13 protein-coding genes and 2 tRNA genes are annotated in these 12,339 nt (G+C 43.4%); 9 read left to right on the forward strand and 6 right to left on the reverse strand.

The genetic code is table 11. The features are described from left to right. Positions 1-26: 26 nt before the first annotated feature. Positions 27-1,148, reverse strand: coding sequence for a type IV pilus assembly protein PilM (gene pilM / locus Q8O71_00830; GenBank protein MDP2704934.1), 1,122 nt, complete (start codon positions 1,146-1,148; stop codon positions 27-29). A 58-nt stretch (positions 1,149-1,206) separates the two neighbouring features. Between pilM and Q8O71_00835 the strand changes: the two genes are divergently transcribed. The 5 genes from Q8O71_00835 (at position 1,207) to Q8O71_00855 (ending at position 3,797) form a co-directional block, all read left to right on the forward strand. After that, positions 1,207-1,845, forward strand: a complete 639-nt coding sequence (locus Q8O71_00835; protein MDP2704935.1) for a phosphoribosyltransferase family protein — start codon at positions 1,207-1,209, stop codon at positions 1,843-1,845. 32 nt (positions 1,846-1,877) lie between these two features. Beyond that, a tRNA-Ser gene (locus Q8O71_00840) sits at positions 1,878-1,968 on the forward strand. Positions 1,969-2,185: 217 nt separating this feature from the next. Further along, entirely contained in the window at positions 2,186-2,503 is a 318-nt protein-coding gene (locus Q8O71_00845; GenBank protein ID MDP2704936.1) for a hypothetical protein, read from the forward strand. After that, entirely contained in the window at positions 2,500-3,126 is a 627-nt protein-coding gene (thrH, locus tag Q8O71_00850; protein MDP2704937.1) for a bifunctional phosphoserine phosphatase/homoserine phosphotransferase ThrH, read from the forward strand. Before Q8O71_00845 ends, thrH begins: the two co-directional genes overlap by 4 nt. A gap of 47 nt (positions 3,127-3,173) precedes the next feature. Further along, entirely contained in the window at positions 3,174-3,797 is a 624-nt protein-coding gene (locus tag Q8O71_00855; protein ID MDP2704938.1) for a YdcF family protein, read from the forward strand. A 78-nt stretch (positions 3,798-3,875) separates the two neighbouring features. Here Q8O71_00855 and Q8O71_00860 read toward each other — a convergent pair whose 3' ends face one another. Both Q8O71_00860 and Q8O71_00865 read right to left on the reverse strand, forming a co-directional pair. Continuing rightward, positions 3,876-4,880, reverse strand: a complete 1,005-nt coding sequence (locus Q8O71_00860) for a hypothetical protein (GenBank protein MDP2704939.1) — start codon at positions 4,878-4,880, stop codon at positions 3,876-3,878. Between the two features lie 103 nt (positions 4,881-4,983). Next, positions 4,984-5,265, reverse strand: a complete 282-nt coding sequence (locus Q8O71_00865) for a hypothetical protein (protein MDP2704940.1) — start codon at positions 5,263-5,265, stop codon at positions 4,984-4,986. A gap of 159 nt (positions 5,266-5,424) precedes the next feature. Here Q8O71_00865 and Q8O71_00870 point away from each other — a divergent pair, with 159 nt between their 5' ends. The 4 genes from Q8O71_00870 to Q8O71_00885 all read left to right on the forward strand — a co-directional run bounded on the left by Q8O71_00870 (position 5,425) and on the right by Q8O71_00885 (position 9,223). Further along, positions 5,425-5,967, forward strand: a complete 543-nt coding sequence (locus Q8O71_00870; protein MDP2704941.1) for a hypothetical protein — start codon at positions 5,425-5,427, stop codon at positions 5,965-5,967. 9 nt (positions 5,968-5,976) lie between these two features. Beyond that, complete coding sequence (locus Q8O71_00875; GenBank protein ID MDP2704942.1) at positions 5,977-6,777, forward strand: A/G-specific adenine glycosylase; 801 nt, start codon at positions 5,977-5,979, stop codon at positions 6,775-6,777. A 7-nt stretch (positions 6,778-6,784) separates the two neighbouring features. Next, positions 6,785-8,941, forward strand: coding sequence for an ATP-dependent DNA helicase RecG (gene recG, locus Q8O71_00880; GenBank protein MDP2704943.1), 2,157 nt, complete (start codon positions 6,785-6,787; stop codon positions 8,939-8,941). 210 nt (positions 8,942-9,151) lie between these two features. Then, positions 9,152-9,223 (forward strand) — tRNA-Ile (locus tag Q8O71_00885). A gap of 257 nt (positions 9,224-9,480) precedes the next feature. Here the strand turns inward: Q8O71_00885 and Q8O71_00890 are convergent. From Q8O71_00890 to Q8O71_00900, 3 genes are all read right to left on the reverse strand, one after another. Further along, positions 9,481-10,725 (reverse strand): histidine kinase N-terminal 7TM domain-containing protein, encoded by a 1,245-nt coding sequence (locus tag Q8O71_00890; GenBank protein ID MDP2704944.1) that lies wholly within the window; start codon positions 10,723-10,725, stop codon positions 9,481-9,483. Between the two features lie 11 nt (positions 10,726-10,736). Beyond that, entirely contained in the window at positions 10,737-11,972 is a 1,236-nt protein-coding gene (locus Q8O71_00895; GenBank protein MDP2704945.1) for a histidine kinase N-terminal 7TM domain-containing protein, read from the reverse strand. Between the two features lie 9 nt (positions 11,973-11,981). Then, on the reverse strand, positions 11,982-12,339 hold a 358-nt coding region (locus Q8O71_00900), incomplete at its 5' end, for a hypothetical protein (protein ID MDP2704946.1).

The raw sequence follows: 12,339 nt of genomic DNA on the forward strand, positions 1-12,339 counted from the left end.
CTCTAGTATATCACGCACTAAAGATGCTATTCAAACTCCTGAAGACGTCGCAACGCGACGCCGACAGCAACGGCGAATTCCGGTCCAACCGTTTTCAATACTCCATCAAGAAATGCAGGTGCTTCAACCTTGGAAAAGGGATCTCCAGAAACAATTTCCGACTGAAACGCCTTGTGGGCACGGTCTTTAAACCCAGAAAGCCCCACTCCGCCTCCGACAAGAACGATTTTACTTATGTTTTTTGAATATTTTTTCTGATAGGCATAAAGCACTCGGCTTGCTTCCGAAAAAACGTAATCGAGTATCAGGGAAACGGCTTCCATCACCTCCCTGTTGTCGCTATTACCTCCAAGGTTTGGATCCCGTTTCAATACTTCGGCTTTGTCCATCGGAACTGCCAGGGCTTTTGATATGGCAAGCGTTACATCTTGAGATCCCCTATTTATCGTGTGGGAACTTCGTATGACTCCCTTTTCGACAATGTACAGTTTGGTAAGCGCCGCTCCCATATCAAAAATCATGACAGGTGTGGTTTCTTGATCGAGCGAAGAGCGCATCGTACTGAATATTTCTATTTCAAAAAAACTTGCATTGAGAAGACCTTTTTTGACGATGTCTTGGTATTTGGCAATTGATTCGTTGTGGATGGCGACGATTAACACATCCCTCATTCCTCCGACGGGTTTCTGCGCGTTTGCCGAAACCGGTTCTTCAAGCGCATATGAACTGTCCGGAATAACCGACCAGTCAAGTGTTACCTCTGAAATCGGTACGGGAATGTATTTCCTAGCTTCAATGGGAATCATACCGGCAAGCTGTGCATCGGGAACAGCGGGCATCGGAACAACGGTCAGCAGACTTGCACTGAAAGGTATGGCGATACCGCACCGTCGGTTTGTGATTCCCGCTTCTTTTATGACATCATTGAGAGCCTCAACCACTTTCTCGACAGGAAGATTGGTCGCCCGGCCGATTTCCAGGCCTGCATACGGGCCTAGTGCAAGCGCGCCGTACGTATCAAGCATCGCCTTGTTGCCTTTCTGGCTTAACTGCACAATCTTGATTGCCGAGGAACCTATGTCAATCCCAATAACGGACTTTTGAGTTTGTCCAAAAAGATTTTTGAATTTTTTCAAAAAGGAAGCCATTTCGCTATAATCTTCTAGTATAACATAATGATGAGCCATTTTTCCCATGAATAACCGTATGTTACGCCTTATATTCCAGTTCTTCTTTCCCATACCCCCTCAAGTGCAAAAACTTGAGGAAATGAGCGTAGAAGACTATCTTCGCGTGTTGGAACCGGCAGACAGGAACACCGGAAATATGCACGTGTTGTGGAAGTATGCGGACACACTCGTTAAAACCGCCGTTTGGGAAATAAAGTATGCGAGAAATAATTGCATCGCGGAAAAGGTGGGAGAAATAGCACATGCTCACATAGCAAGCGAATGTGAAGACAGTATGATTTTTGAAAATCAAAAACAAATAGTGCTTATACCTATCCCCTCCTCGAAAAGCAAACGTTTTAAAAAGGGATATAACCAGACGGAACTTTTATGCGAAATGATTAAAAAATTCGATAAAGAAAATTTATTTGAATACAGAAAGGATGTGCTCGTGAGAATAAGGGAAACCGTTCCGCAGACAAGAACAAAAACCAGAAAGGACCGTGAGAAAAATCCAAAAAATTCTTTCGGAGTGGTATATTCGCAAGACGTCCGCGGAAAAACTGTCGTGCTTATCGACGATGTTATGACAACCGGAAGCACCTTAAAAGAAGCGACGCGGGTCCTCAAAGAAGCGGGTGTCGGGAAAGTGAAACCGTTTGTTATCGCGCATTAAAATCAAATGTGGTAAAGTCTCTCTATTCAAACGGAGAGGTGGCTGAGCTGGTCGAAAGCGCCTCACTGCTAACGAGGTAGGGGCCCTTAAAGTCCCTCGCGGGTTCGAATCCCGCCCTCTCCGCAAAATCTAAAGCCCGAACAGGGCTTTTTGATTTTGCGAGAGAGGAGCTGTATGCTTGAGCATGCAGCGTGCGGGATTCGAAAGGAAATTTGCTGTTTTGTCAGCAGGTAAAACCAAATTTCCGGGGTCGAGGAGAAATTTTACGACAGTAAAATTTCGAGGTGACCGAATCCCTCCCAGCTAAGTTTTCAAATTAATTCATATTTTCCTGACACTAATGTCTTCCGAAACAAAAAAACTGCTTGAAAAATTTGCTGCAAATGCGAATTGGCGTATGCCAGGATGCTCTAAGGATATGGAACGATTCTGGGACTTTGTCATTTCAGCCTATCGTCATGGCGAGCACAATATCTCTTTGGATGAATTTCTCGGAACACTCGACACCAACGCAAAGAGCAAAGAAATACCCGATGAATCAAAATTTTCCGAGAAAAAAAAGAAGGTGTCCTACAAGATGTTTATGTTCAGTACATACGAGAACGGTATCGAGCTCTTGCGCAAATTTGAGGAAAGACAAAAACCAAAAACAAAATGACAAAACCAATTTTGTACATCCTTGATTTGGAAAGTACGCTTACTCCGGAAATTTGGGTAACAGTTTCCCAAAAAAGTGGTGTTCAAGATTTACGCGTGACAACACGCGACATTCCCGATTACAACGCTCTCATGCGCATGCGAATCGAAATATGCAGAAAAAATAATCTGGCGCTCACGCGTATTCAGGAAATTATAAAAACAATCGAACCGCTTCCAGGCGCTATTGATTTTCTTTCACACCTGAAAAGCCAAGGGCCTGTTATCATTCTCTCCGATACGTTTTACCAATTTGCAACACCTCTGATTAAGAAGTTCGATTTTCCGGCGCTTTTTTGTCACTCTCTCTCGACAGATAAGGAAGGCTTCATTGCTGATTTTCATCTGCGGAAAGATGGGGGTAAGCGTGAAGCAGTTGCAGCACTCAAGGGCCTGGGATTTTACGTCGTGGCTATTGGAGATTCTCATAACGATACGGCAATGCTTTTTGAGGCAGATAAAGGGTTTTTTATACATGCTCCGGAAACAATTGCGAAGGAATTCCCGCAATTCCCTTCTTTTACGTCATATCAGGAGCTGAGAAAGTCACTTGAAGAACTTGCGTTTGAAAATGCCCAAGCGTAGGATGTGAGAAGAAAATTTCTTTGGAAACAGGAGAAAGGAGGTAAGAAATGGGAAAAGAGTTGCGTTGGGGTCCTATTGAAATCGTTTTGGATTTCCTTATCGAGCACACGCTTGTTGAAAACTTGCCTGTCACAGACGGCATTTTTGTTTTCGGCCATATCCAACCATTAGTGGCACATCATGCCGCCCGCCTTTGGAAGGAAAAAAAATCGGACAAGATGATAATTGTCGGGGATAAGGGAAACTATCCCATACCTCCCACTTTTTCCACAAAAGCCGATTTTTACGCCGCCCTTGTAAAAGAAAGGGGGGTGCCGGAAAGTGCTCTCATTCTAGAAAGAGAGTCCGGTAACGTTCTGGAAAATGTTTTGTTCGGATTAAAAACCTGCCACACGTTTGATTTCTTTCCAAAAAGTCTTACATTGTGCGCTCTTCCTCCGCTCCTGAAAAGATGCGGGGCGACGTTTCAAAAACAGTTCCCCGATATTCTTGTTTACAAAAGCGCCTTTTCTATGCCGTCCGAGTGGTTTGTCGACGGAAGAATGGTACGCCTCTTGGGAGAAATGGACAGGTTAAGAAAATACGCAAAAAAAGAAGACATTGTTAAAGTGGAGATTCCAAAACATGTTCTTTCCGCAGAGAGAAAGATGAGGAAGATGTTCGCGCCCTGACATTATACATGTCGGGGCGTTTTTTATTTTTTTATAGCAGGAACAACAGCCCGAAACAAAGGTTCAATACCTCGGGGCTTACCCCAAGAAACCTTTATTTTTTGCGTGAGAGACAGCCGCGCGAAAGAGATTTCGTATGCCAAGTATAATCCCCACACCCCACACAAAAACAAAAACGGCAGGACGGAAAAAAGGAAACTGGGTAAGAAAAAGGGCACCCAAAAGAAAAGCAAGCAATGTGGGAAATACGTTTTTCGTAAGGTCGGGTAACAAAGTATCGGGTGTTTTTTTAGACCAATCCTTTTCTGACAAAAGGTTTTTTAAAACAAATCCGAGAAAAACATAGCAGAGCAGTACAAATATTTGAGGCAGTACCCCGGGCAATGCGTCGGGACGGAGGAGAAATGTGAGGGCAAGATACAAAAGAACAAGCAGAAATACAAAGAGACCGAATGATTTGGACAATACAATTTCCGAGAAGTCACTTTTTCTCTGGTGTATCAAAAGAAATATCCCGCATAAAACCGCAAGTACCACTGCAATTGAGATACCCAGGTCACTTATGATTTGCTCGGGCAAGCGTACATTGACCGAGGCATGAAACGTCCCAAGCACAAAAGCCGTCACCAAGAGATGTTCGCGTGAAGAAAACAATTCCGGCATTGCCCGTGAAAGTCCTTTGCCTATTTCTCCCCCACCAAGGACAAACCGCTCGGAAAGAGCGAGCGGGACAATAAAAGACATAATCGGGTGAAGCCACAGGACAAGCATTAGCGTTTCAATAAGAGCGACTCCGCCCAGGGAGAAAATCGGCTCACCCCATGTGGGATTCCATATGACCTTGGTGATATACGCTTCATAGAAACCAAACAGAACGCCGGCGACAAACAAGGAATCGAAAAGACGTTTCGGATTGGAGCGAAAGACCAAACTGCCAAGCACCAAAATATGCAAACCATAAATGAGGAGAATAAGGGGTGTGTTCCCCGAGGTAAAGGCGGCAGGGGTTGAACCGGATATCGCTTCGGCGAAAAAAACCGATAGCACAACCGCCAGAAGCCAAAATGAAATTTTGGTTTTCATTTTCTTAATTGTATATCAGAAGATAAATAATGATATGAATTATTATAGTAAAAACAGGATTGTCTTGTGACAATCCTGTTTTCAGGAAAAAAGAAAGTAGCGGTCAGGTGGGCTGGAAATTTGCTTCGAACAAAGCGATTTCTTCTCCAAAATAAGTCTCAATGAATTTTTCGTGCGCATCGCTGTCTGAGTACCCCTTAATGAGACTTACAATCTGGTTTTGAAATTCTTTTTCACGAATGTGAAGCAAACGAATTCCATCGCCGTTGATTGTTGTCTCTTCGAAAATTCTCGGTATCACACCCCTCAAGACCCTTGAGAGGCCTCTCAGTTGGTCCGAAGAGACGTGTCTTTTGTTCATTTCCTCTGTCGCAACGGAATACATGGGACACCTCCTTTCTCTGCTATTTCCAAATAACTATTCTAAGGGTTCATTAGAGTAAAATTTTCATTCTTTGTCAACAGGTATTTCAGGTCCGGTGTAACAAATTTGTTATCATTAATGTTTGCTGTAGCCCCGCATTGTGTGTACAGAAACTCAAAGATGAAAAAAGATTTGTTCATAATTTTCATAAGTATAGTAATAGCTGTTATGCTCGCCCAAACGGGAGCGTTGCACGCACTTCTCGAAAAAACAAAAGATTTTGGTATCCTGCAAAGTTTTGTCGCCGGGTTCTTTTTTACATCCGTATTCACCATCGCCCCGGCGATGGTTGCCATCGCCGAGTTGGCAAAAATAGAATCATTATGGATTCTTGTTCCATTCGGAGGCCTTGGGGCCGTTGTGGGCGATATGATTATTTTTCTTTTTGTACGGGAACGACTGTCAAAAGATATGACGGCTGTTATCGGAAAAATTGTCGGCCGATTTAAATATCGTGCCCTTGTCAGGTCTCTCAATTTCAAACCGCTCCGATGGATTAATCCGATACTTGGTGCTCTTATTATCGCCTCTCCTCTCCCCGATGAAATAGGTCTTGCCTTTTTAGGTTTTTCAAAAATCCGTCCCGTGATTGTTATACCGCTTGTGTTTTTGTTCAATTCATTTGGAATCCTTGCCGTTGGACTCGTCGCACAGGCATTGTAGACTTCCCGTATGGATAGAAAGGGGTTTGCAAAAGAAATCTGGCGTTATTATCGAAAGCATAAGCGGAGTTTCCCGTGGAGAAAAACGAAAAACCCTTATCGAATTCTTGTCTCCGAAGTTATGCTCCAACAAACGCAAGCGGAACGCGTCATCCCCAAATATGAACAGTTTTTAAAGGAGTTCCCAAATTTTTCCTCCCTTGCACAATCACCTCTTTCAAAGGTGCTTCGCGTCTGGAAAGGTCTTGGGTACAACCGAAGAGCACTATATCTCAAAAAAACCGCCAAGATTGTTCTGGAGCGCCATGGCGGAAAAATGCCAAGAAAAAAAGAAAGTTTGCTTTTACTGCCCGGAATCGGAGAAGCAACCGCCGGAGATATCCTTGCTTTTGCATGGAATATCCCATCGGTCGTCATAGAGACCAATATCCGGTCAGTTTTTATTCATTTTTTCTTTCTGCGTGAGCAAAGAGTTTCGGACAAAGAAATCGCTATTTTGGTAAAAGAAACATTGCCTAAAAAAAATGTACGGGAATGGTACTATGCCCTTATGGATTACGGAGCGCATCTTAAAGAAAAAGAAAATCCTTCACGACAGAGTGCACACCACACAAAACAATCCCCCTTTAAGGGCTCGAACCGCCAACTTCGCTCGGCACTTCTTCAATACATTCTTGAAAATACACCCGTCAATACAAAGAAAATATTTTCCGTTTTTTCCTCTCACCATAAAGAACAAGTAAAAAGAAACATCGAGGCAATGGCAAAGGAAAGTCTTATTCGAATCAAAAACGGAATGTGCCGGATATAATAGGAGTATGAATCTTTTCTCCCCCATTGAAACAGAGTTTCGTCTTCTCCCGCCTCAGAAAAAGGCATTAAAAAAACTGGGCATTGAAACCATTCAAGACCTTTTGTTTTATTTTCCCGTTCGCTACGGAGACACCGCCCAAGGAAAAATAATTAAAGACCTGGTCGCAGGTGATAGCGCGCTTGTGTATGGGAAAATTCTTCAGATTTCTTTACGTAAGGGGTTTAAAAGCAAAATACCCATGGCTGAAGCAAAAATAGAAGACGGAACAGGAAGTGTCAAGGCGGTGTGGTTTCATCAGCCATATATTGCAAAAATTATTCATGAAGGAGCGTTTGTAAAAATTGAAGGAAAAGTTTCCGACCGGAAAGGCGCGCTGTATTTCAGCAACCCGGAAATCGAAGAGGTCCAAACCGTACCAACAATAGTCGGCGATTCTTTGTTCGGAAAGAGTGAAAACGGAACGTTATATCCCGTCTATCGGGAGAGCCGAGGAATTTCATCACGTTGGTTTTTTCATTCAATCAGAAAAGTATTTGAGTCCGGAATTTTAAAAGAGATAGAGGATCCGATTCCGGAAGATATTTTAAAAAAATATCATCTTCCCACTCTTACAACCGCTCTCGTTTGGATTCATTCTCCCCGAAAAGAAAACGACAGTCTTGCGGCGCGGAAACGGTTCGCTTTTGAAGAGGTTTTTTTCATACAGTTACAGAAACAGCGGGACAAGAAAGAATATGAGCACTATGCCGGATTTCCGATATCAAAAAGCGGAAATGATGTGCGCTCTTTTGTAAAGCGATTGCCGTTTTCCTTAACCAACGCCCAAGAAAAAGCGGTCGAAAATATTTTTTCGGATTTCAAAAAAGATACCCCAATGAGCAGGCTTCTTGAAGGAGATGTGGGTTCGGGAAAAACCGCCGTGGCCGCAATTACTTCTTATGCCGTTGCGACAACGACGCCGCATAACCAAGATTATGGAAATTTGCAGGTCGCGTATATGGCTCCAACGGAAATTCTCGCCGAACAGCATTTCAATTCCTTTATAGAACTTTTTTCTCACCTACCCCTTTCAATCGGACTTATCACGGGCAGCGGATGCAAAAAATTTCCTTCAAAAGTAAACCCCAAAAAGCCGACAGATATCTCACGGACACAACTTTCGAAATGGGTAAAAAACGGAGAAATCGCCATGGTTATCGGGACTCATACGCTTATCCAAAAAAGCGTCGAATTCAAAAATTTGGCCTTCGTCATTATCGATGAACAGCACAGATTCGGCACGATGCAACGAAAAAATTTGCGGCATAAAAAGGACATGGTGCTCCCCCATCTCCTTTCCATGACGGCAACGCCCATTCCTCGCACACTTGCCCTTACCATATACGGGGATCTTGACCTTACACTTTTGGATGAAAACCCACCCGGGAGAAAACCGATTCAAACGGAAATCGTTTTGCCAGGCAAGAGAGATACGGCGTATGAAAAAGTGAGAGAGGAAATCGGGCATGGCAGACAGGCGTATATCATATGTCCGCGCATTGATGAACCGGATCCGACAAAAGAAATGGCAGTGATCGCAAAATCGGTTACCGAAGAAGCAAAACGCCTTAAAAAAGAAGTATTCAAAAAAGAATCGATTGCGGTTCTGCACGGCAAAATGACAAAAATCGAAAAGGAGAGCGTGATGCGTGACTTCAAGGATGGAAAAACGGATATTCTTATCGCAACATCAGTGGTTGAAGTGGGCGTCAATGTGCCGAATGCAACTGTCATACTTATTGAGGGAGCGGAACGTTTCGGACTCGCCCAACTTCACCAACTGCGCGGACGCGTTTTGCGAAGTACCCATCAAGCCTACTGTTTTGTTTTCACTGAAAACAGAAGTAAAGGAACATTTGAGCGCTTACAGGCTTTGCTCAAGGCAAGGAATGGTTTTGAACTTGCAGAATTAGATTTAGCTCAACGGGGCTCGGGCGAATTATCAGGCAGGAAACAGTGGGGGCTCTCCGACCTTGGGATGGAAGCGATACGGAATATGAAAATGGTAGAAGCCGCCCGGAATGAAGCATCATCAATTATCGACACAGACCCCGTATTAATCGCCCATCCTCTTCTCAAAAAAAGAGTGGAGAATTCAGAACAGAAAATTCATTTTGAGTAAGAGCCGCTCAACAATATTTTTTGCAAAGCACTCACCTGCTTCCAGGGGCAGGTTCGCTAAACTCGGAAAATTTTTGGCCCAAAGCCAAACCAAGCAAATTTTCCTGCGAACATTGCAAAAAATATTGTTTCGCTTTGACTAGAAGAAGTCGGAAGATTTGAAAAAACCAATTTTGAGCAGAATGGTGTATTCTGGTAGGATAACTTCCATGCACGTGTAGCTCAATGGTAGAGCCGTCGTCTTATACACGACTGGTTCCAGGTTCGAGTCCTGGCACGTGCACAAGGTAAAAATCTCCACTACTGGAGATTTTTTCGCACTTGTGCAAGACGGAGGCATGTTTTTTCTGCTGAAAAAACAGCTGAGGCGGGGTGAGAAGCGAATACGTGGAGCTTCGCAAGACCGGACTGAACGAAGATGGAGGAGGTGGGCTCGCGGGTTTTGCTAGCAAGCAAAAACCTGTGAGGTGGAAATTTTGTGAGTGTCCGACGAACAAAATATTCCTGACCACAAATCAGAACCGAGTCCTGGCACCTTCACTAAGACTGTTTCTCTTCGGTTTTACTAAAGCCTTTCTTCCCTACTTTGAGATCGGTAACATCAATCAGACCGTTGACTAATTGGGACAGCGTTTCAAGCACACCGCTTGTTTTTTCAAGGTGGGCATTCAAATCGACTTCTCTTCCCTCTTTTTTTGCTCTCTCAACCTCCTCGACATGACCTTTCGCAATCGTCAGAGGGGTACGTAAGTTGTGTTGAGCGGCAAGAATAAAATCGGTTTTTGTTTTATCCAGTTCTTCCAACTCCCTTCGAGCTTGTTTTTCAACCTCATATGCGGCACGAACTTCTTTTGTCTGCTCGGCGACTTTAGCTTCAAGATTCTGGTTTAGGTCGGCAAGCTGGTCTTTCTGTCTTACTTCGTTAACAATACTGCGCAGAGAAAAAAGACCGAACACAATACTTAAAACAAAAACCAAAACACTCGGGAACAGATTTTCTGAATTTCCAGAGAGAAATACCTGTGCGCCTAGGAGCGCCCAGATACCGAATATGAAAAGTTCCGCCGTAACAACTTTAAGGTTGAAGAGGTGAAATTTGGTGATGCTATAAAAGATACCGATAACAAATAGTGGAATGAGATATGTGCCGATAGGAAAAACATAAATACCGTAATAAAACAAATATTGCGTTCCTCCACCCAATGCGGCAACAATGCCTGACCACAGAACAAAATCAACCGGTGGACGTTTGATTTTTTCTACTTTTTGCCGCAACCACATCCATGAGGCTATACCGGCCGTAAAACAGGAAAAGAAATACGCGACATAAACATTAAAAATGATGCCGGGCGTCTGTTGTGCCCAGAAACTGACATATGGAATCGGGCCACCGCCAATAAACATAATCCGAGTATTGAAAAAGGCATCTGAAACAAAGAATGAGATGAGGACTGCTCCAAGAACATAGACCGACCATCTAATCAAACTGAAAGACTTTTTGAGAATCGGTTCGGCATAGGTAAGGGAAAAATCAAGAAAAGAAGAGGACGTAAGGATAAGACCTATTTTTGCAATTGTAAAAAATTTAAGGGCAAGAGCCGGGTCGCTTGTGACTTGGGCAAGGAAAAAGAAAAGAGCCCATTCCAGAACCCCGAATGAAAACACTGTAATTACTCGTGCACCACGATCTCGAATAGCCGCCGTAAACACAAGGAATAAGAAAATTCCACCGGCGCTCAGGACATTAAGGACAAGAGAAATGTTGTAAATAAGCGGCCAATCCATAATCTTTTATTCTACTCCTTTTTACTAAATCCTTCCCTCCCCACTTTCAAATCCGTGACATCAATGAGGCCGTTCACCAGGTTTGAAAGGGTTTCGAGCACCCCTTTGGTTTTATCCAAATATTCTTTGAGGTCAACAGTTTTGCCATCTTGAAGATGCGACTCCGTTTCCTCGACATACCCTTTGGCAATCGTGATCGGGGTGCGGAGATTGTGCTGACTTGCGAGGATAAATTCGTTTTTGGCTTCGTTTAACTTTTCAAGCTGAAGACGGGCTTCTTTTTCCACTTCATACGCTGTGCGGATTTCCTTTGTTTGTTCGTCGACTTTTTCTTTAAGGTTTTTGTTTAGGTAGTCCAGTTCGGCGTTAAGTTCGGCCAGTTTTTCCTTTTGTTTTTCCTCGCGTATTCCTGAACGGATAATCAAGATACCAATGACAACAAATGAAAGGAAAAGGATGGCATCGGAAATGTCCAATTGCCCGGTTTGGGTATTGAGCGCGATTTTTCCAAGCAAGAATATCCATAAGATTAATGTAAGAACTTCTACGGCAATGACCCTTATGTTAAAGAGACCGTGTTTAAACATGGCGTACCCCATCATCACAATCATGAAAGAAAGAACGATAATAGGGGGTATTACGGGTACTCCGTAAAAAACAAGAAAAGCAGTCGAGCCGCCAATATTGCCGAATGTTGTTCCTATAAGAACATATATGATTTGGGATTTTTTAACGGGACCAAATTGTTTAAAGTAGATAATCGGCAGTGTATATGCGGCAACAAAATATGCTACCCACAGAAAAAGAAACGGGTGGAAAAGAATTCCTCCCAGCGGCCAGTACGGAATAAAAACAGTCGGCTGCGGATTCGTGATGAAGAGAGGTGTCGGGTAAAAAACATCAAGCAAAGCGAATAAAGTAAAGACTATGTAGCCAAACCAAAGCATTTTCCGGTATTTTTTTGTTTCCCCTAACAAGACGACAATAAAATGAAAAAAGGTAATGGCAATGAAGCACACCGGAGCAAGCGTGATACGCGACCCAAGCAATGCTCCTTCCGGAGTATTTGACTGAAGTAAAAATGCGTACGTGATACTCCAGGCGGCAATAACCCAAGCAAATCGGGCATACCCCACACTTATCGGGTCTTTTCTGTTCTGCACATAGATAAAAGTGCCGAACATGAAACTTGAAAAAAAGTTAATAAGGGCAGAGAGGCTGTAGAAATTTATATGAGAAAAATCCATGTCTTTATTCTATTCCTTTTTACTGAAGCCCTCTTTGCCCACCTTGAGGTCTGTGACGTCGACGAGGCCATTAACAAGTTGCGCAAGGATATCGAGAGAGTTCTTCGTTTTGTCGACAAAGGTCTTAAGCTTTGAATTTCCAAGGCTTTCGGTTTCAATACCGATTTCGTCAACATAGCCTTTGGTAATTGTTAGTGGAGTACGAAGATTATGCTGGCTTGCTAGGATAAATTCGTTTTTGGCCTCGTTTAACTTTTCAAGGCCGACGCGGGCTTCCTTTTCCACCTCATACGCCTTACGGATTTCTTTTGTCTGCTCGGCAACTTTTTCTTTAAGGTTTTTGTTTAGATAGTCCAGTTCGGCGTTA

The organism is bacterium (assembly GCA_030690305.1).
GTDB lineage: Bacteria > Patescibacteriota > Minisyncoccia > Phycocordibacterales > JAGLPS01 > JBBUCK01.

Bases quoted from the DNA above. Each gene is read 5' to 3' on its own strand.
- pilM (MDP2704934.1), bottom strand. From the start codon at position 1,148: ATGGCTTCCTTTTTGAAAAAATTCAAAAATCTTTTTGGACAAACTCAA.
- Q8O71_00835 (MDP2704935.1), top strand. From the start codon at position 1,207: ATGTTACGCCTTATATTCCAGTTCTTCTTTCCCATACCCCCTCAAGTG.
- Q8O71_00845 (MDP2704936.1), top strand. From the start codon at position 2,186: ATGTCTTCCGAAACAAAAAAACTGCTTGAAAAATTTGCTGCAAATGCG.
- thrH (MDP2704937.1), top strand. From the start codon at position 2,500: ATGACAAAACCAATTTTGTACATCCTTGATTTGGAAAGTACGCTTACT.
- Q8O71_00855 (MDP2704938.1), top strand. From the start codon at position 3,174: ATGGGAAAAGAGTTGCGTTGGGGTCCTATTGAAATCGTTTTGGATTTC.
- Q8O71_00860 (MDP2704939.1), bottom strand. From the start codon at position 4,880: ATGAAAACCAAAATTTCATTTTGGCTTCTGGCGGTTGTGCTATCGGTT.
- Q8O71_00865 (MDP2704940.1), bottom strand. From the start codon at position 5,265: ATGTATTCCGTTGCGACAGAGGAAATGAACAAAAGACACGTCTCTTCG.
- Q8O71_00870 (MDP2704941.1), top strand. From the start codon at position 5,425: ATGAAAAAAGATTTGTTCATAATTTTCATAAGTATAGTAATAGCTGTT.
- Q8O71_00875 (MDP2704942.1), top strand. From the start codon at position 5,977: ATGGATAGAAAGGGGTTTGCAAAAGAAATCTGGCGTTATTATCGAAAG.
- recG (MDP2704943.1), top strand. From the start codon at position 6,785: ATGAATCTTTTCTCCCCCATTGAAACAGAGTTTCGTCTTCTCCCGCCT.
- Q8O71_00890 (MDP2704944.1), bottom strand. From the start codon at position 10,725: ATGGATTGGCCGCTTATTTACAACATTTCTCTTGTCCTTAATGTCCTG.
- Q8O71_00895 (MDP2704945.1), bottom strand. From the start codon at position 11,972: ATGGATTTTTCTCATATAAATTTCTACAGCCTCTCTGCCCTTATTAAC.